Genomic DNA, 18,729 nt, shown 5'->3' on the forward strand with positions numbered 1-18,729 from the left:
TCGGCAATTTTTGTTAAAAGATCATTAATTGGCTTTGCGCCGAGCGTCCAGCGTACTGACAATATTATTAATCATGTTGACGATCGCCGCATCGATGGCCTTGCCTTCCAATGTCGAGTCGAAGCCCGCAGTACCGCCGAAACCTAATGTGCTTGAGGCCGAAAGACTTGCCTCGCCCGCCCCTTCCTGGCTGTAGAACACCCGGCCGGTTTTAGGATCGACCATGCGGATGACGACCCGGGCCCTGGCCCGCTGCGTTTTCTGCTTTCCCAACAACCAAACACCGCCGGTGGTGTCGCGGCCCAATTCCGCTACCGACCCCATGATCAATGCATCCACACCCTGCAAATTCTGTTTGAATTGTTGTTCCGTCAAGCCCATCAATTCCGCTTCCTGCTTCAACTTGCCGATGTCCTGGCGTTCCACGATGTTGAACCGTTGCGTGGCAACCAAGTGGCGAGCCAACAAATCCGCCGCCTGTTTACCCAGACGGTCTCCCGAGGCATCGGTGAACAAACCGCTGCCATAGACGGACTCGTTGGTGAAACGGGCGATCGCGATCGTCATTCGCTCGGCGGCGGACAACGGCGCCACCGCAACCTGCGGCCCGCGATCGGCCACGCCTTCCTGTATTTGCCGGTTGACGCAGCCGGCAAGAAGGGCGGATGACACGATTAAGACGTAAATGATCCTGTTCATTAGAAAAACTTCCGGTTTTGATAATTCAAGAAGTAGGTCGGCCCCTGGGATATTAACGAGGCAAGATTCTGCTTAGCTTATAGCATCGCTGGTGGAATCATAGCATGCAAGGGATGAAACCTCTCGGCCAGCGAGTTTTACTTCCAACTATCACCTAATTTGTACCCTGGTGATTTTTTCCCGGGCGGTTCAATAGCGCTTAAACACCAACAACGTGATATCGTCGGCGAACACCTCCTTGGCGCAGAATTTTTTCAGTTCTGCCAGGACCGTTTCGATGATTTGTTTAGGCGATTGTTCCGACGCATCGTTCAATAGCCGGCATACCCGTTCGACCCCGAAGAACTCCCCGTTGGGATTTTCCGCCTCGATCAATCCGTCGGTATAGAGCAGCACCGTATCCCCGGACTCCATTGCCAGCGTTTTTTCCTCGAAGCTGACTTGTTTCAGCACTCCCAGCACCAAGCCCTCGGCATCCAGTTGCCGGCATTGGCCGTTCTGCTTACGGCTTAACAGCGCCGGGGGGTGGCCGGCGTTGGCGTAGCTCAACCCCCCGGTTTTCGGATTGTATTGCAGATAGGTCATAGTGATGAAATAGTCGGCGTTGTTCAGGTCGTCGAACAGAAAATCGTTTAGCGCGGCCAGCGCCTTGGCCGGCGAATTCTGCCAATTGGCCTGGGCACGCAGGGCACTGCGGGTTTCGACCATGAACAAACCGGGGCCGATGGAATGCCCGGAAACGTCGACGATGGTCATGTCCAGACAATCCTGGCCGCGGAAGAAGTAATCGAAATAATCGCCACCGACCTGGGCGGCGGGCAGGCAATAACCGAGAATTTCAAAGTCTGCGGTTTTGATCGGCGCGGCAGGCAGCAAGGACGCCTGGATCTGCTGGGCAATCTTCATTTCATTGCGAGCGATGGCCAGCGACACTTCGGCCTGACGAATTTTCTTTTCGGTTTCCTTGCGGACGGTGATGTCATGGATGAAACCGCTGAATTCATAGGCATTGCCCAGCTTCAACGGCGCCACGCTGAATTCGACCGGAAACTCAGTGCCGTCACGACGCATCGCGGTGTGCTCGATCAGCCGGTTGAGTATTTTACCCTGGCCACTACGCAGAAACTCCTGCAAACCTTGATAGTGTTCGTTGCGGAAACGTTCTGGAACGATTAAATCGGCCATGCGCTGGCCGATCGCTTCGTTACGCGACCAACCGAACATTTTTTCCGCCTGCTGGTTCCAGTCGGTGACGATGCCGTAGGAGTCCATCGTTACGATGGCGTTCAACGCGGTTTCCAGGATCAGCCGCTTGCGTTTTTCGCTGTCGATCAAAGCATCCTGGAAATGTTTGCGCGCGGTGATGTCGCGGTCGACGCCGCGCCACTTGATTAGTTTGCCCTCTTCGTCCTTGATTGGCAAACCGGTAGATTCGGTATAAATCATGTGGCCGTCGCGGTGCCGATAATGGTTCATTAGCGCATAAAAAGGCTGCTTGATGCCGGTGTTGGGCTGCAGATCCGCCTTGTCCTGTGCTGTCAACAACTCGGTATAGTGCTTGCCGATGATTTCGTCCGGTTGAAAACCGAGGATATCGCGGACCGCGATACTACTGTAGATGTAATAACCGTCGGGATCCTGTTCCCACAGCCATTCGCCGGTCATTTGCGCCATTTGACGGAAACGCTGTTCGCTGTCGACCAAGGCCGTCTCGAACTTCTTGCGCGAACTGATGTCTTCGGCGATGGCCAAAAAATGGCTGATGTCCCCCTGCTTGTTTTTGATGACGCTGATGGTTTCGTAGATCCAAAACAATTCGCCGGTCTTCTTTCGGTCCTTGATCTCGCCGCGCCATTGTCCGCTGCTCAGCAATGTCTCCCACATCTCCCGGTAATCGAGAGATGGCTGCTCGCAGGTATGCAATAACTTCGGCGTGTTACCGATCAATTCCTCGCGGCTATAGCCGGTCAATTCGCAATATTTCGGATTGACGTATTCGATCCGGCTGTCGGCATCGGTGATCATTACCGCGCTGGCGCTCTGTTCGACCGCACGCAACATGATCCTGGTATGCTCGGCTTCATCCGACTCGTCCTGATCCGGCTCGATGATTAAGGCAACTTCGTCGCCCGGAGACAGATCGGCAAGATTGATCGCCATGTTTATCCGCCGCCCATTTTTATGGCGAAAAACGATCGATGGAACAAAACGATGATCCTGCCGCCAGGCTTTCTTCCAATTTTCGTGTTGATCGCCGTCCGCCAACAACATAGCTAGCGGCTTAGAAATCAATTCTTGCGCCTGGTAACCCAGTAAATCACAGAGGCTATTGCTGACTTGCCGAATCAAAAACGCATCGGTCGATGCGGATTCCGCATCCGGCACCGTCAGCAGCAGCAAGTTAACTTTAATGTTGGCCAACTCCATCTTGCTTCCCTTTCATCATATCGCTTCCAACAAACGTTCGAGTTCTTTATACCAAACCAGATAAGGCGTCAAGGTGTGCTGCAGGGCCCCGGCAATTTCGTGATAACCGCGTTGATAACGGTTGAGACGAGTTTGTCTTTCGCCTTGGAAAAAATATGCCTGCACACCGCCGGCACCGGATTGCACAATTTTCTTGACCAGGCCTCCCTGCAGTTTTTTCACGCCTTGTTCCAGATCGCCATAAAGCTTGCGTTCCCAGGCGTTTTGCAGGGTAATGTCGTTAAGCTGTTTACGAACAGTTTGCAAGAACAAACATTCCGCGGTATCGACGTACAGATCGGCGATAGTTTCGATAGCGCTACCGGTCTCGATCGACAACCGGACACTGGCCGGAAAATCCTCGATCAGCGCCAGCCGATGCAAATATTGGCTCAACGACTCCGGAAGTTTGTCGCCAAATGCCGTTGTTTCGGCCGTCGGACTCCGTCCGTTTTCCATCGCATGTTGCACGAACTTCTCCAGGTAAGAGAGATAATCGCCAATCAAGCCGGGAGTTGGTTTCAACGGAGCATCGTTCAGCATGCTCCAGATACTGAACTCCGTCAGACGATTTTCCATTTTAAGTAACGCACCATATTGCAAGGCGGCTTCGATTCGATTGTCCAAAGCAAATACCGACTTTCTGAAATCCTCGCCGGCGAGGATGCGATCAAAAGCCAAGTAACTACTCATCAAAACGCCCAGGTCACTGGCCTGATTATCGATCGCCCTGGCCAAAAACAAACATCCTGCCTGATTGATGACGAGATTACTGATGCAAGTGGCCTTAATCGCCGAAGCTAACGGATGCGATGGGATATGTTGAGCAAAACGCTCAACCAGCGGTCGGGGGAAATAGGCCAATAAATAATGGTCGCAGCAGGTCGCCGTGACGAATTCTGGGCGATCCAGCAACTGTTGCGTCAACCAGCGTTTAGCCGAGGCCATCAACACGGCCAGCTCGGGACGAGTCAGCTTGACGTTTTCGCGCGCCCTGACCGCCTTGGCGACAGGAAACGCCTCGACGGCGAAATCGAGAAAACCCGCGGATTGCAGTTTCTCGGCCAGTTCCAGATACGGTTCGACATCCTCGGCGCAACGCAGTTGTTCCAGCGACAAGCACAAGGTCTGGGCATAATTATCGGCAAGCACCGTTCGACAAACCTCCTCGGACAACTGGTCGAACAAGGTTTGATAATCGTCTATTTGCTGTTTCTTATGCAGTTCCCTTAGCAGGATCTTCAGATTGACTTCGTGATCCGAGGTATCCACGCCCGCCGAGTTGTCAATGGCATCGGTATTGATACGACCGCCCGCCAAGGCGAATTCAATACGCGCCAAGCGGGTAAATCCCAGATTGGCACCCTCGCCGACCACTTTAGCCTGTAAACTGGACGCATCCACTCTGACAGTGTCATTCTGACGGTCGCCTACTTCCTCGTGCTTTTCGCTGCCGGCTTTGACATAGGTGCCGATGCCGCCCAGCCACAACAGCTCCACCGGCGCGATCAACAAATAACGGATCAGCGATTCGCCGTCCAAGGTCTTGTAACGTAGACCCAACCACTGCCTGACCGGCTCGGATAATGGGATATCCTTGCTGTCCCGGCTATAGATACCGCCGCCCTCGCTGAGCAATTCTCGGCTGTAATCGTTCCAACTGGAGCCAGGCAGGTCGAACAAGCGCCGACGTTCCTGATAGGACCGTTCGGGATCGGGGGAAGGATCGAGGAATATATGCTGGCCGCTGATGGCCGCGCGCAATTTAATACAGCGCGATAACAACATGCCGTTGCCGAACACGTCGCCGTCCATGCTGCCGATGCCAACGACTGTGAATGCTTCATGTTGGATGTCCTTGCCCAACTCGCGAAAATGCCGCTTGACGCTTTCCCAGGCGCCGCGCGCAGTGATTCCCAAGGCCTTATGGCTATAACCTTTGGAGCCGCCGCTGGCAAAAGCGTCTCCCATCCAGAATCGATATTCTTCGGAAACGGCATTGGCCACATCGGGAAATTGGGCCGTACCCTTGTCGGCGGCGACGACCAGATAAGGATCGTCATCATCGTAACGGACGATACCGGATAAGGTTTTAACCTTTTCCCCAACATAATTATCGGTCAAATCCAGTAAGGCCCGCATCAGTTGCAGATAGGCCCTTTTACCGGCCTGCCTGAAGCTTTCATCGCGCCGCAGGCGCTTGACGACAAAACCGCCCTTGGCGCCAGTCGGCACGATCAAGGCGTTCTTGCTCATTTGCGTTTGCATCAGCCCTAAAATCTCCGTCCTGAAGTCATCGGGCCGGTCGGACCAGCGTATACCGCCGCGAGCGATCTTCCCGCCGCGCAAATGAATGCCTTCCATATCGGGTGCGTGAACATAAACCTCAAAACTGGGTCTGGGCGCCGGCATATCGATCACTCCGAGACTGTTGATCTTGAGGGCGATTAGATAATCTTCCAGGCCTCGACGGACATGAAAATTACTCCGCACGGTCGAGTCGATCAAATTGAACAATGTCCGCAAGATGCGATCGTCGTTCAGATCGGTCACCGTTTCCATGTCTTCCAGCAGGCGCAAGCGTATCGGAAACAAAGCCTGTTCTTCGCGTTGTAGCGCATCTTCCCACTCTTCGCTCGGCCTGAAGCGCACTTCGAAATAATCGAACAGCAACTTAGCCAAGCGGGGATTATTGATCAAGGCGCGGTGAAAAGAGGAAACCGTGACATGGAATCCCAGTTGCAGGCAATAATTGCGGTAAGTCCTCAATAAATCGATTTCCTGCCACTCCATCCCGACCAGTAAAAGCAACCTGTTCAATCCGTCATTTTCCACGCGCTGTTGCTGTATGGCCTCGATCATTCCGAGTAACGGCTGTTTGATTTTGTGTAACGGCTGACAGCCAGTATTGGCCGGTATCACGGCAAAGCTCTTGATATAGCAAGTGGTCTGGCCGGTGTTCACGCTAAACTGCACCTGATCGACCAATCTTAAATTCAGGTTTTCCAGTATCGGAATGAATTCATCGAGGAATTGCTCTCGACCGCTGTAGAAATGCAAACGACAATTTTCCTGCCGCTGGCAGGGAAACAGTAAATTCACACCCTGTTGCGAGGTGCCGGTCAGTTTTTCCAACTGGAGCATGTCTTTCAGCGCATAACGGGGCGGCAACATGTTTCTATAATCCGCGTTAAAACTGTCACGATACTTGCGCCACAACTCACTACCTTTGCCTTTACCCAAGGCCCGCTCCAGCAACAATCTTAACCGCACGGTCCAGGGACGGCATTGTCGGTTTACCAGTTTTTCCAATGCCGCAATATCGATATGGACTTGCTCCTGCTGAGGAAGCAATGAAAGATATAATGCCGAATAGCTTTCACCGAAATTGATCAAGCGAACGACGTCGGTTCGGCATTGCAATTCGGCGCTAAGAGTCCCGGCCAATTGCGTCTGACTGGTGGTTTTTAAAAATGTCTGAGGAATGATTACCAAAAAGGAAAGGCAAAATGGACTCGGGCTGGCCAGAAACAATACTTTCAGCGAATAAGGCCTGCTTAAATAGCGGCATAGCGATTGTGCCAACAATTCGAGTTGTGTCTCACCGAGGAAAAAAAATTCCAGTTTGGGAATCAGGCTAAATAGCTCCTGCAGCTTGACATAATCATGACTGCCGCGAACTATTTTTATTTTTTTCAACGTCTCCGCGGTTTTTCGCTGCAATTCCAGAACGTGGCAAGAGGAGCAATTTATCTCGATACGCCTGAACAACCCGATAAATGCATGCTCGGTGGCGATATCGCCTTGCTGTTCGCGGAAACCGATATAAATCAAAGGCTCATTGCTGATCAAAGGGCTGTCTAATGTCAATCGGTGGACGACAACCTCGGTTTCCCTAGACATCAGCCGATTAATTTCACTCTGCAACTGTTGACCCGCGTTCGCTTCCAGAATTTCCAGACAGAAGGCTAGATCGGCGCCTAACTGTTTGCTGTTAGCGTAATCCGCCTGTGAATCGGGAGAGGTGGTGATCGCTCGGTAACTAATCGGAATGAACGCTTCTTGCTGTAACCAGGCCAGCAACGACCAATAGAGTTGCAATCCACGCAAGCTTTTCAGATATTCCTGCTTGTCGTTAAAGGCGACACAGGATTGGAAGACTCGATGATTTTGCCGCAGTAAAACCAAACATTGTTGTTGTATCGTTTCCAGAATCGCCTGGTCGATATTTTCCAGGCGAAGCAATATCAATAATTCGCTGCTGTCCTCTTCGGCTCCGGCATCCAGATAAATGATCCCTTGCTCCCTGCGCTTGATCGTTAAAATCGGATGCGCAATCAAACTGAACAAGCCGCTGTATTTTTTTTGCAAAATTATCAGGGTTTCGACCAGATAAGGCTCGTTCGGAGCACTGATCATCAATAAATATTGCCCACCGTTTTGTAAGGGAACGGCCTGCAAGCCAATCTCCTGCGTGCGGTTTTCTAAAAATTGATAACAACGAACGATCAGCGAGTCTAATAACGCCGAGGGCAAGGTCGCTAAATAACTTTCAGGGAAGATGAGCACGTCCGCCAACGTTTTCAGAAAACGCCGCTGCTCGATATTTTCATGTCGATCAAGCAGGTATTGCACCTGTTCGAGCTTCAAATGCTGACGGCTCTTATCCGTCTTGGTGCGACCGGCTTCGAGATAGACTTTCAAGAGCCCCCCGGATTAGGTTTTAAGAGTTTCTTGATTTCCAACACATTACAATCCTCTCGCTTGGTATAGGTTACCGAATCCATCAGCGAGCGAATGAAAAAAATACCCATTCCCCCCTCTTTAGGGTGATCGAGATCCGGCAAAGGTATTTGTTCCAAATCGAAACCCTGACCATGATCATAAACTTTGATATTCAGCTCATCGCCGATGAGCTGAATAGTTATGCGGACTGTTTCGCTGGGATCGTTATGACTGGAATGGCGGATGGCATTGGATGTGGCTTCGGTCAATACCAAATTCAGATGATAAGCGAATGCTTCCCGGTCGCCTGAATATTGTTGCAATTCCTTACCGATATGTTCGGCAATATTACCGATCAGATCCAGATACCGCGTTTGCGTGGGTATCACCACATCGATCTGAAGCTCTTCGTCGGACATACATGCCCCCTCTTGCGCGATTAGCTAGCGTTCAAAACATCGCCGGCATCCGCATAAATTTCGAACACTCGATTCAACCGGGTTAGCTCGAACATTGAAAGAACCTGACTCTGAATATTGGTTAACACCAATTTACCTGACTTGGCGGCCGCATTTTTGAAACCCGATAATAAAGCGCCCAACCCGGAACTATCGATGAAACGCACTTGCCCTAACTTTACGACAATATTTATCTCGCCCTGTTCGATTACCTTCAACACACTTTCCTTTAATTCAGCCGAGTTATGAGCATCGATGCGCTCCTCGCAAATTTCCAATATCAAATAGCCATTTGATTTTTGTTGCTTTATATTCATCTCTGCAGAAATTTGGTTACGGGATGAGTCTACTTTTAACAGATTGTGCGCTATTACGCATTATTTTTTACCTGACCCGACATGGCCTAAGCGGTTTTATGGTCACCTTTCCTCAGCCGGAATTATTTTGGACAATAAAAAAGGCGTCATTTGCGCAATGAATGACGCCTTTTTTAATTGAAGTGGCAATCGATTTAACGATACAACGCCCCATGCTGCCCGCTTGTTTTTACTGCTCTTTTTTCGCCTCTTCTTCCGTTTCCATGACGATTGCGGCCATACAATTCATCATACTTTCCGCATAATTTCTATGCGCATCGGCGAGCGCTTGTGGCGAGCCAAAATCAGTACGCAATTCCTCCAAAGTCTTCTTTGGGTCTTCCGATTTGTTCAGGGTTAGCATTTTTGTATAGTTACGGTATGCCTGCAGACGATCCGGGTCGAAGGCAAACAGGCCCGGCATATTTTTCGATGTCAAATCGACGACGCAATCGGTCATATGCTGTGGCTCGATCTTATAATCTTTGATGTCTTTTTCGGCCTGCATTTGCTCCAACACGGCCTGTTCATATTGTTTTTTATCGGCACAGCCGGCCAATAATAGAACCGACAAGCTCAATAGCAGTAATTTTTTCATAAGTAATATTTGTATTCTTTAATGAGTTTGACTGATTTCGGCCATGGCCTGAGCAATCCAGGCTTCGGCCTCGGCATTGATGTCCTTGGCTTTCCTGCCTTCGGTGTGAATGACGGGACCTATCTTAACCTGGATAGTGCCGGGATATTTCAAAAAACTGTTACGCGGCCAGAACTCTCCGGCATTATGCGCCAACGGAATAACGGGATAACCGGACTTCTGCGCTAACATGGCGCCACCGGCATTGAATTTCTTGTTTTCTCCCGGAGCGGCCCTTGTTCCTTCGGGGAAAATAAGCACGAACAAGCCTTCTTGCAAACGAGCAATTCCTTGATCAATCAGCGACTTCAAGGCTTCACGTTGATTTTCGCGATCGATTGCAATGGGTTTCAATGTCGCTAATGCCCAACCTCCCACCGGTATCCACAACAATGACTTTTTCAACAACGCGGTTTGCGGGGGTAAAAACAGGCGTAACGCGACTGTCTCCCAGGCCGACTGATGCTTGCTTAAAATGATGCATGCTTGATCTTTCGGCACATTGTTCAATCCTTGCACCTGATAAGTCAAACCACAAGTCATTTTCAACATCCAAAACAAAGCTTTAATCCATAATTGGGCTAAAGCATAACGCGCCTCAAACGGCAAAAAGATGCACAGCACAATGATTGGGCCGAATATCAATGTCGAAATAACGATGTAAATGAATAATATGCTCGACCCTAAATAAACTCTCAAACTATTTTTCTGTGACGATAAATTTTGCTGCGTCATATAAGCTCTCAAAAACAGGAATGTTAATATCTGGATGCGCGGCAAGGGTCCGCTGACCTTTGCCCGTTTTAACCAACATTGGTCTTGCCCCCACCACCCTGGCGGCTTCGATATCTCGCCATGAATCCCCGACAAATGGCAGATTGATCAAGTCAACCCGGTATTCCGCAGCAAATTGTTCCAACAGGCCGGCTTTCGGTTTACGACACCGGCAATTATCGTCGGGACCATGCGGGCAAAAATACACGGCTTCGATTTCACCCTGCCTTTCGGCGACTTTTTGCCGCATCTTTTCATGGATTTGCTCCAGAGTCGCCAAATCGAACAATCCTCGCGCCACTCCGGACTGATTGCTGATGACAACGACTTTATAACCGTTGTCATTCAACAAGGCGATCGCCTCCAAACTTCCTGAAATCGGAATCCACTCCTCGGGCGACTTGATAAACTCATCAGAGTCATAATTGATGACACCGTCACGGTCCAGTAATACGTAACGCGATGTCATGATTGTAATTTCGAGATATCGGCAATTTCCAGAAATTGATGAGATAACATGGTCAATAAGGCTAACCGGCTGTTACGTAAGGTCTGATCTTCCGTATTGACCATCACATGGTCGAAGAAATCATCGACGGAATCACGCAGCCGAGCCAATCGCGCTAAGGCCGCTTGATAATCTTTATTGTTCAATAGCGGCGTAATATCGTTTATCGAGGCATTAGCCGCTTGCAATAATGCGATTTCTTCGGCTTCGACCAACGTGCCCACTTGCTCGGGAATTTTTCCCTCGGTCTTTTTCAATATATTAATAATTCGTTTGTTAGCGGCGGCTAGACTTGCCGCTTCCGGCAATTGCCTGAACTCTTTAACCGCTTGTAAACGCTGCATAAAATCCAAAGGTTGTGTCGGCTTGACACTGATTACCGCTTCGAATTCATCCACTCGAAAACCCTTATCGAGACTGTAGCCTTTCAATCTTTCGAAAATGAAATCGGTCAGCAATAACTTAATTTTCGCTTTATCGAATTCATGATTAAATTGCGCCAATGCGACGTCTATTAAGTCAATAACATCGAGATTGAGCTGGTTTTCGATAATGATTCGAAGAATGCCTAATGTAGCCCGCCGCAAGGCATAGGGATCTTTATCTCCGGTGGGAATCAGGCCTGCGCTAAAGATACCGCATAAGGTATCGATTTTTTCCGCAATCGATAGGATCTGTCCGGTCATTGTAGAAGGCGTAGGGCCTCCGGCCTGCTTGGGAAAATATTGTTCTTCCAATGCACTGGCAACCTCATTCGGCTCACCGTCGGCCAAGGCGTAATAACGCCCCATAATGCCCTGCAGATTTGCGAACTCCCCGACCATTTCGGTCAGCAAATCTGTTTTTGCCAATAGCGCCGCCCGCTTGGCCAAGTTGCCTTCGACGTGCATCTGTCCGGCTATATGATCGGCAAGAAAACCGACACGACGAGTCTTGTCGCCCAACGTTCCGAGTTTTCTCTGAAAAACAATTGCGTCTAGTTTTTCCACCCGGTTTTCCAGTTTCTGTTTTCTATCCTGATTCCAGAAAAACTCGGCGTCGGCCAAACGTGGCAATATGACTCGCTCATTGCCATATTGAATCGATTCCGGACGGCTACTTTCGATGTTACTGAACGTTATGAAATGGGGCAACAGGCCGCCTGCCGAATTTTTCACCGGAAAATATTTCTGGTTCGACTGCATTGTCGTAATCAGCACTTCGACCGGCAATTCTAGAAAACGCGAATCGAAATTACCGATGACGGGCACGGGCCATTCATTGATTGCAGCAATTTCTTCAAGCAGGTCCTCATCGATATGCGCAATTCCGTTCACTTCAGCCGCTACTATTTTTGCCGATTCGCGGATCATGCTCTTGCGCCGTTCAAAATCTGCGATGACCTTGCCCTGTTCATATAAGGTATCGACATAATTTAGGGGCTTGTCGATGTTAAATGCCTGCGGCGCATGAAAACGGTGACCATACGTTTTACGATCCGCTTTCAAACCCAGTATCTCGCAGTCGATTACTTCACCCCCAAATAATAATAAGATCCAATGCACGGGACGGGCAAATTCGGTTTCGCCTCTGCCCCAACGCATTCTTTTTGCGATCGGTAACTGCTGGATACTCTTGTTGATCAATTCCGGCAGCAACAGATCGGTTGGCTTTCCGGCAACGTTTTCAGTGTAGGCGAGCCATTCGCCTTTTCCTGTTTTCAATCTACCTAACTGTTCTACAGTTGTGCCGCAACTTGCGGCGAAGCCCTGGGCGGCTTTGCTTGGCGTTCCATCATCAGCAAAGGCGGCCTTGATGGCAGGGCCTCTTTTTTCCACGGTTTTATCAGGTTGCGAGGAAACCAAATTGCCAACGATAACCGCCAGCCTTCTTGGGGTCGCATAAATTCGTACCGAATCATGAGTCAATTCGGCATCGTGCAATCCTTTCGCTAGATTATCACCGAGACTCTGGCTGAGTCTTAACAATGTCTTAGGTGGCAATTCTTCACAACCGATTTCGAACAATAGATCTTTTGTTGCTGCCATTATTGAGCTCCTTGCTTGTCAAGAATGGGGAATCCCAATGCTTCCCGCCTTTTGTAATAAGCCTCGGCCACCGATTTGGACATATTTCTGACGCGAAGAATATAACGTTGCCTTTCGGTTACGGAAATTGCATGCCTGGCATCCAACAAATTAAATGCATGCGATGCTTTCAAAACCATTTCATACGCCGGCAATGGCAAATCCTTGTCAATCAGCTTTTGACACTCTTTTTCATAGGTATCAAAGCTATGAAACAGAAAATCAACGTTGGCTTCGTCAAAATTAAAGGCCGACATTTCCACTTCATTTTGATGAAACACATCGCCGTAGGTTACGACACCCTGCGGCCCCCGGGTCCAGACCAAGTCAAACACACTCTCAACACCTTGTATGTACATGGCGATACGTTCCAAACCATAGGTTAACTCGCCGGTTACCGGTTTACATTCCAAGCCGCCAACCTGTTGGAAATAGGTAAACTGTGATACTTCCATGCCATTCAACCATACTTCCCAACCCAATCCCCAGGCGCCTAAAGTTGGTGACTCCCAGTTATCCTCGACAAAGCGTACATCGTGTTCCAACAAATCCAATCCGAGATGACGTAAGGAGCCCAGATACAATTCCTGAATATTGCTTGGCGAAGGCTTTAGGATAACCTGATATTGATAGTAATGTTGCAAGCGCATTGGATTTTCGCCAAAGCGTCCGTCGGTTGGCCTTCTTGAAGGTTGCACATAAGCGGTATTCCAAGGCTCAGGCCCTATGGCACGCAAAAATGTTGCCGGATGAAAAGTGCCTGCGCCAACTTCCTGGTCCAATGGCTGCAGCAGTACACAGCCGTTGGCAGACCAATATTCCTGCAAGGCGTGAATCAAACCTTGGAATGTCGTTAAATCATTATTATTGCCGGACACGTTTCTTGAATTAAGTTGCAGTAAAAATGAACAATTATAACTGAAAACTTAGCTTAGCTAATACCAAAATAGCTTTTTAGAATCGTGATACCTCTTACATTACAACTCATTTTTGGCTTTTATCAGCTTTCAGTGCTTTATTTTTGACATTAAAAAACCCCCGCCACCTTTCGGTGACGAGGGTCTTATTCCCATTTCTAAAAACTTACGTTTTCAGAAAGTTATCATTAGATGAAAGTTGGGATCAATGGAGCGTCAACCATAACCATTTGACGGCCGCCGTCTTCGTCGAAGAAGAACAGCAGACCAGCAAAACGGCTGTCTGGATCGTAGATCAAGTCAGCCAAACGGTAAACTTCCCATGCTGCGTCAGAAGCTGTAACGTTAACAGTTCTAGTTTCGCCTGGAGCCAATGGGCTGTTATCAGAAACAGTCAGACCTTCTTCAGCCAACAGGTCATCAGGATAACCCGTTTCATCTTCCAATACGTCAGCATCCAAGAAGCGAACTGAAGCCGTGTTGAACTCGCCCAAACGAACTGCTGAATCACCGTTGTTAGTGATAGTCAGAGTCATTTGCATCGCACGACCTGGCACACGGTAAGAAGCGTCTTCAACTTTTACAGTAACAGTTGATTCTGGCATTTGAATTGGTTTAATGCCACGCAACAAACCAGCTTGCAATGGAGTAGTTACAGGGTATTTTTCGTTAGTAGAACCCATTGCAGCTGCCACGATTACCAAAGTACCGATAGCGAAAGCAACACCAACTTTTTTGTCGCCAGCAGAGATCAGAGTATCTGCTTTACCGCTGCTAACAGCGATGTGGCGAGGCACGAACAATGGACGTTTGACCCAGAACAACAACCAAGCCAGACCGATTGCATACCAGAAGAAGCTCCAGAAGTAGATGCTGTCCAGAGCATAAGTTTCCAGATCAATGGTGTCGCCAGTCAATGTTGTGATCGGGTTAACGAACTCACCCATTGAACCAGTAATGGTTACCCATTTACCAGGACCAATGATCGGACCACCGCCTTCAACGTTCATCATAGTGTGAACGTGCCAGTCACCTGGGCGACGTGCTTTCAACAATACTTTGAACTCATAAGTTTCACCCAGTTCCAAGCTAACAGAACGAGGAACCAATTGACCACCGATCCAAGAACCTGCACGAATGAAAACAGGACCTGGGATACCGATGTTCAGGAATGATACTTCTGGCTTATCAACAGTTTCAGGCCATCCAGCGAAAACGTGGAACTTACCGGAAATTGTCATAGTATCGTTGATTGCAACTTCGTCTTTTGACCAGTTCAGATCAAACCAGTGAATAGTACGCATACGCATGAACGCAGCCTGTGACTTTTCACCGTGAGCGGATGCTGCAGGTGTGTAAAAGATCGCTGCTGTCATTGTTACCAGCAGTGCGACAAAGGATAGTTTAGCAACCTTGTCTTTTATTATTTTCATATACCCTCCTCTATTTCTAGAGAATCTGTAAATTTAAGACTTTCTGACGATTTAACTCGCCAGCCTTCGTTTATTGTTATGATTTCTTCTTAAGAAGCGTCATCAGCGATGAAGTCAGTTTTAGCAAACCAACGACCGAAGAAGTGCCACAAGAAGTAAATGATGATTGATACGAAAGCGGAGAAGAACGCTGATACTGGAGCAACGTCTTTACCGAAAGTTCTCAATGTACCTTTTTCTACCATCCGGATGTACTCAGGAGTACCAGTACGTACGTAGTGATAACCTTGCAAGTCAGCCAGAGTCATCATCATGCCGTTGTACTCAACAGGTACGTGCAGAGGAGCGATGATCGGCCAGTTGCCTGGGTAGAACAACAAACCATAAGCCATACCACCAACAACAGCAGTCAGAGTCATGGAACCACCCAACATCAGAACTACGTCCAGCACGATCGCGCCTGGAACCAAGTTTGATGGGAATACGAAGTTAACTGGGAAGTAAGTCCAACCCCAGAAATTCATGTAACGGTTGATCCACTCACCCAACAACAGCGCCAATACAGAAATAGTAGCGCCGATTGGCAGACGATATCTCCACCACAGACATGCTTGAACAGCAGCAGGGAAAGTAATGGACACGATAGGCGCAACGGTTACCCAAAGACGTCTATCTTTCCAGTCGCTCCAGAAATCCCAGTCACCACCGGTCAACATGTAGTGAATGTGATAACCACCCAGAACGGCAGTAAACAATGTAAAAAGAATCATCCAGTCGAACGTACGGGAAACCTGAACGGCTTCCGCACGAGAACGTACAGCTGATTGAGATGCGCTCATTAGCTTACCTCCTAAAAATTAAAATTATATTTTTTATTTTACTATCCTGATTCGCTCCGCCCACCAAGGGGCGGAGCGACCGGAGATAGTATTATTACTTTAAAAGTCTAAGCTATTAAGCCAGATCTTTTTTCAGTAATTTTGTGATTGCCATTACTTCAGTGTTAACCACACCCATAATAGCCAGAGCAGCCCATCCAAAGAATACGAAACCGTAGTGCAATGGAGCAACGAACAGCTCTTCCATAAACCAGAAAGTGTGACCCCACTCATTCAAACCAACGTTTGGCAGAATCATGAAAGGACCAATTACCGCTACCATGTACATCAGGTGCAGACCTTCATGGTAAGTAGGCAGTCTGGTTTTAGCATACAAGAACGCAGCTACACCAGTGATGATGTAGATTGGGTATGACAGATAGAATTCGATGATGTGACTTGGAGTGAAGTCAGTATCACGAACGATTGTTTGGTGCCAAGTACCGTCTTGCTCAGTGAAGTAGCTAGCGCCCCAGTAGATAGCCCAACCGTAGCATACCAGCCAGATCCAGTGAGTGAAATGTCTTCTCAACTCTTCACGAGGAGTGATTGACATAACTTTACGATCACGTGTTTTCCAGATATAGCCCCACAGAGCAGCTGAAATAACAACTTCGAGCACCAACTCGATGTACAACATATTCATCCAGTAAGTTTCGAACTCAGGTGCGAATGAGTCCAAACCAGCGGACCAACCGTATACACCTTCGTACCAACGAATGAACGAATAGAACACCAGGTATAACAAAACACCGAATGTCAGGTTTCTTTTATTTAAAAGCGGTGCTTCCGCAGCATCAGCCTTAACTGACTCAGTTGTAGCAGCCATTTCTACCTCCTAAAAGATTATATAATCCCCGGCCAGGCCGGGAGTTCTAATTTAAATCCCTTTCTCATCGCTTAAATACATTTTAAACGATGCCACTTCATCCATAATGGTGTGTGAGAGTCTACCAGTTCGGAAACCTATGTCAAGACAATCCTCCTTATTTTTTACCAATCAAAGCCCATATAGTCTATAAACTCTTGATTTCCTTTTGATTCGATAATGTTTTTTGCTAGAATTACACAGCTTACTGTAGGGATGGATATGTCCAGCCTCTTTCGGCTTTGAGAATTTTCAAAAACCTTTCGAGGTCATATCTCCCGATTTAGCTCCTTATAACAATTACTTTCTTTCCAATCACCCTTTTGCCCATGACCTTTCGATATAAAGTTATTTTATTTGTCGTATGCTTAATTGGTTTGATCGCCTTACAGGCCAAGGTAATCATGCCCCTCGTGTACGACATCGTCGCATCAGACTTGTTTCTCGAAGATAGCGGCGACGAGCCCCAGCTCAACGCCATCAGCACCGACATGACCGGCTATGCTTTCGATCAGTGCAATATATACATTGCAAACGACCTAGACTCCGACTTCACGGCTTCGTTTTCCGGCCAACCGATCAACGCTTGGTCACTTGGTAATTTTCAATACGTGATCAATGCCGACATCGATTTAATCCCTGCCGACGGTCAATCTTTCACCCGTCGCTACGTATGCCGCATCAAATATAATATGAAGGATGATAAATCCGGTGTCACCAACCCCGACAACTGGTCGATTGAAGGGATCAGCGGCCTGGACGAGCTATAAATCATCGCCATAAAGACAGGCGCAGATCAAGCCCCTGTCTTTATATCCTCAAACCTAATTGCCATTCATTATTAAAAAAGCGCCTTATAGCGATCCTGCATCCCTAAGTCGCGAGCAACTTTCTCGTGAGTGATGTTTCCTCGATAGGTATTGATTGCTCTGGCGAAATGTTTGTCCGCCAGCAATTCATGAAAAGCTTTACCCGCTATTTTTTCCACATATTCGATAGTTGCACGCGCCAAGGCGATTGTAGAAGTGCGCGGATAAGCGCCCGGCATATTGGTCACACAATAATGCACGACATCATGAACGACGAATACCGGATCGGAATGCGTCGTCGGCCTCGATGTTTCTACGCATCCTCCCTGGTCGATACTGACATCCACCACAACCGCCCCCGGCTGCATCGTTTTAACCATGTCTTCGGTTAACACCTTCGGCGCCTTAGCCCCCCTGACCAGCACCGCGCCAATCACCACATCAACCTCGCGCGCATATTCGCGTATATTATCCGGAGTAGATTGCAGAAAACGGAGTTCGCCAACCATTTCCTGGCGCATCGCCTTGAACTTCTGCTCATTTAACCCAGCGACATAAACAGTCGCCCCCATTGCCGCCGCAACCTTGGCCGCATGCCTGCCCACCACGCCGTCGCCAATCACCAGCACTTGACCGGAACCATGCCCCAATACCGACGCCAACTGCACGCCCCGCCCCTTATTGAAGGAGGCCAGATAATAGCTTCCCATTAAGGTAGCCATGTTACCGGCTACCGCACTCATCGGCGCCAATATAGGAAGCCCCCCTTGTTCGTCCTCCAAGGTCTCATAGGCAATTGCGGCAGTTTGCCTGGCCAACAACTCCCTGGTCAAGGATTCATCGACTCCACTGAGATGAAAAAAGGTAAATACCATTTGATTCGAGAGATAACGGTATTCGGCCGGCATGGGCTCTTTAACTTTTACCACCAGTTCGCTGGCCCACGCCTCGGTTGCCGACACCATTTCCGCGCCCGCTTGCCGATACTGCTGATCGCTAAAACCTGACCCCAAGCCGGCACCGTGTTCGACCAGGACACAGTGGCCCGCTTGCACCAAGCGTTCGACGCCCTCCGGAATCATCCCCACCCGATTTTCTTTATCCTTGATTTCCTTTAGTACTCCGATACGCATAA

General features: G+C 48.8%; 15 protein-coding genes. 1 reads left to right on the plus strand and 14 read right to left on the minus strand.

The annotated features are described in order from the left end of the window. Positions 1–24: 24 nt before the first annotated feature. The 13 genes from EP25_RS0110435 to amoC all read right to left on the minus strand — a co-directional run bounded on the left by EP25_RS0110435 (position 25) and on the right by amoC (position 16,746). Positions 25–699 (minus strand): CsgG/HfaB family protein, encoded by a 675-nt coding sequence (locus EP25_RS0110435; RefSeq protein ID WP_031433825.1) that lies wholly within the window; start codon positions 697–699, stop codon positions 25–27. Positions 700–888: 189 nt separating this feature from the next. After that, positions 889–3,126: a PAS domain S-box protein gene (locus tag EP25_RS0110440; protein ID WP_084191009.1), complete on the minus strand. Its 2,238-nt coding sequence runs from the start codon at positions 3,124–3,126 to the stop codon at positions 889–891. Positions 3,127–3,141: 15 nt separating this feature from the next. Then, positions 3,142–7,869, minus strand: a complete 4,728-nt coding sequence (locus EP25_RS0110445) for an NAD-glutamate dehydrogenase domain-containing protein (RefSeq protein ID WP_031433827.1) — start codon at positions 7,867–7,869, stop codon at positions 3,142–3,144. Further along, positions 7,866–8,309 (minus strand): ATP-binding protein, encoded by a 444-nt coding sequence (locus EP25_RS0110450; RefSeq protein ID WP_031433828.1) that lies wholly within the window; start codon positions 8,307–8,309, stop codon positions 7,866–7,868. The genes EP25_RS0110445 and EP25_RS0110450 overlap by 4 nt, the downstream gene beginning before the upstream one ends. A 20-nt stretch (positions 8,310–8,329) precedes the next feature. Then, a complete protein-coding gene (locus tag EP25_RS0110455) occupies positions 8,330–8,665 on the minus strand; it encodes an STAS domain-containing protein (protein ID WP_031433829.1) in 336 nt (111 codons plus the stop codon). A 229-nt stretch (positions 8,666–8,894) separates the two neighbouring features. Further along, positions 8,895–9,302: a hypothetical protein gene (locus EP25_RS0110460; protein WP_031433830.1), complete on the minus strand. Its 408-nt coding sequence runs from the start codon at positions 9,300–9,302 to the stop codon at positions 8,895–8,897. 18 nt (positions 9,303–9,320) lie between these two features. Further along, a complete protein-coding gene (locus EP25_RS0110465; protein ID WP_327036928.1) occupies positions 9,321–9,884 on the minus strand; it encodes a lysophospholipid acyltransferase family protein in 564 nt (187 codons plus the stop codon). A gap of 157 nt (positions 9,885–10,041) precedes the next feature. Then, positions 10,042–10,584 (minus strand): D-glycero-beta-D-manno-heptose 1,7-bisphosphate 7-phosphatase, encoded by a 543-nt coding sequence (gene gmhB, locus EP25_RS0110470; RefSeq protein ID WP_031433832.1) that lies wholly within the window; start codon positions 10,582–10,584, stop codon positions 10,042–10,044. Further along, complete coding sequence (glyS, locus tag EP25_RS0110475) at positions 10,581–12,650, minus strand: glycine--tRNA ligase subunit beta (RefSeq protein WP_031433833.1); 2,070 nt, start codon at positions 12,648–12,650, stop codon at positions 10,581–10,583. Before glyS ends, gmhB begins: the two co-directional genes overlap by 4 nt. After that, positions 12,650–13,567, minus strand: coding sequence for a glycine--tRNA ligase subunit alpha (glyQ, locus tag EP25_RS0110480; RefSeq protein WP_031433834.1), 918 nt, complete (start codon positions 13,565–13,567; stop codon positions 12,650–12,652). Before glyQ ends, glyS begins: the two co-directional genes overlap by 1 nt. Positions 13,568–13,794: 227 nt before the next feature. Next, positions 13,795–15,039 carry a bacterial ammonia monooxygenase, subunit AmoB gene (gene amoB, locus EP25_RS0110485; RefSeq protein ID WP_031433835.1) on the minus strand — a complete coding sequence of 415 codons (1,245 nt, stop codon included), beginning with the start codon at positions 15,037–15,039 and terminating at the stop codon, positions 13,795–13,797. 89 nt (positions 15,040–15,128) lie between these two features. Then, the gene (gene amoA / locus EP25_RS0110490) at positions 15,129–15,878 is read right to left on the minus strand and encodes a bacterial ammonia monooxygenase, subunit AmoA (RefSeq protein WP_031433836.1); all 750 of its coding nucleotides are present in this window, start codon (positions 15,876–15,878) and stop codon (positions 15,129–15,131) included. 115 nt (positions 15,879–15,993) lie between these two features. Next, positions 15,994–16,746 (minus strand): bacterial ammonia monooxygenase, subunit AmoC, encoded by a 753-nt coding sequence (amoC, locus tag EP25_RS0110495; protein WP_031433837.1) that lies wholly within the window; start codon positions 16,744–16,746, stop codon positions 15,994–15,996. A gap of 443 nt (positions 16,747–17,189) precedes the next feature. Here amoC and EP25_RS0110500 point away from each other — a divergent pair, with 443 nt between their 5' ends. Further along, positions 17,190–17,555, plus strand: a complete 366-nt coding sequence (locus EP25_RS0110500; protein ID WP_235185880.1) for a hypothetical protein — start codon at positions 17,190–17,192, stop codon at positions 17,553–17,555. 71 nt (positions 17,556–17,626) lie between these two features. Here the strand turns inward: EP25_RS0110500 and ald are convergent, their stop codons facing one another. Further along, a complete protein-coding gene (ald, locus tag EP25_RS0110505; RefSeq protein WP_031433839.1) occupies positions 17,627–18,727 on the minus strand; it encodes an alanine dehydrogenase in 1,101 nt (366 codons plus the stop codon). Positions 18,728–18,729: the final 2 nt, after the last annotated feature.

This window comes from Methylomarinum vadi (assembly GCF_000733935.1).
Taxonomy (GTDB): Bacteria; Pseudomonadota; Gammaproteobacteria; order Methylococcales; family Methylomonadaceae; genus Methylomarinum; species Methylomarinum vadi.

What these genes read in the sequence shown, in the direction of transcription:
- EP25_RS0110435 (WP_031433825.1), bottom strand. Translation starts at nt 699, where the DNA reads ATGAACAGGATCATTTACGTCTTAATCGTGTCATCCGCCCTTCTTGCC.
- EP25_RS0110440 (WP_084191009.1), bottom strand. Translation starts at nt 3,126, where the DNA reads ATGGAGTTGGCCAACATTAAAGTTAACTTGCTGCTGCTGACGGTGCCG.
- EP25_RS0110450 (WP_031433828.1), bottom strand. Translation starts at nt 8,309, where the DNA reads ATGTCCGACGAAGAGCTTCAGATCGATGTGGTGATACCCACGCAAACG.
- EP25_RS0110455 (WP_031433829.1), bottom strand. Translation starts at nt 8,665, where the DNA reads ATGAATATAAAGCAACAAAAATCAAATGGCTATTTGATATTGGAAATT.
- EP25_RS0110460 (WP_031433830.1), bottom strand. Translation starts at nt 9,302, where the DNA reads ATGAAAAAATTACTGCTATTGAGCTTGTCGGTTCTATTATTGGCCGGC.
- EP25_RS0110465 (WP_327036928.1), bottom strand. Translation starts at nt 9,884, where the DNA reads ATGACTTGTGGTTTGACTTATCAGGTGCAAGGATTGAACAATGTGCCG.
- gmhB (WP_031433832.1), bottom strand. Translation starts at nt 10,584, where the DNA reads ATGACATCGCGTTACGTATTACTGGACCGTGACGGTGTCATCAATTAT.
- glyS (WP_031433833.1), bottom strand. Translation starts at nt 12,650, where the DNA reads ATGGCAGCAACAAAAGATCTATTGTTCGAAATCGGTTGTGAAGAATTG.
- amoB (WP_031433835.1), bottom strand. Translation starts at nt 15,039, where the DNA reads ATGAAAATAATAAAAGACAAGGTTGCTAAACTATCCTTTGTCGCACTG.
- amoA (WP_031433836.1), bottom strand. Translation starts at nt 15,878, where the DNA reads ATGAGCGCATCTCAATCAGCTGTACGTTCTCGTGCGGAAGCCGTTCAG.
- amoC (WP_031433837.1), bottom strand. Translation starts at nt 16,746, where the DNA reads ATGGCTGCTACAACTGAGTCAGTTAAGGCTGATGCTGCGGAAGCACCG.
- EP25_RS0110500 (WP_235185880.1), top strand. Translation starts at nt 17,190, where the DNA reads ATGCCCCTCGTGTACGACATCGTCGCATCAGACTTGTTTCTCGAAGAT.
- ald (WP_031433839.1), bottom strand. Translation starts at nt 18,727, where the DNA reads ATGCGTATCGGAGTACTAAAGGAAATCAAGGATAAAGAAAATCGGGTG.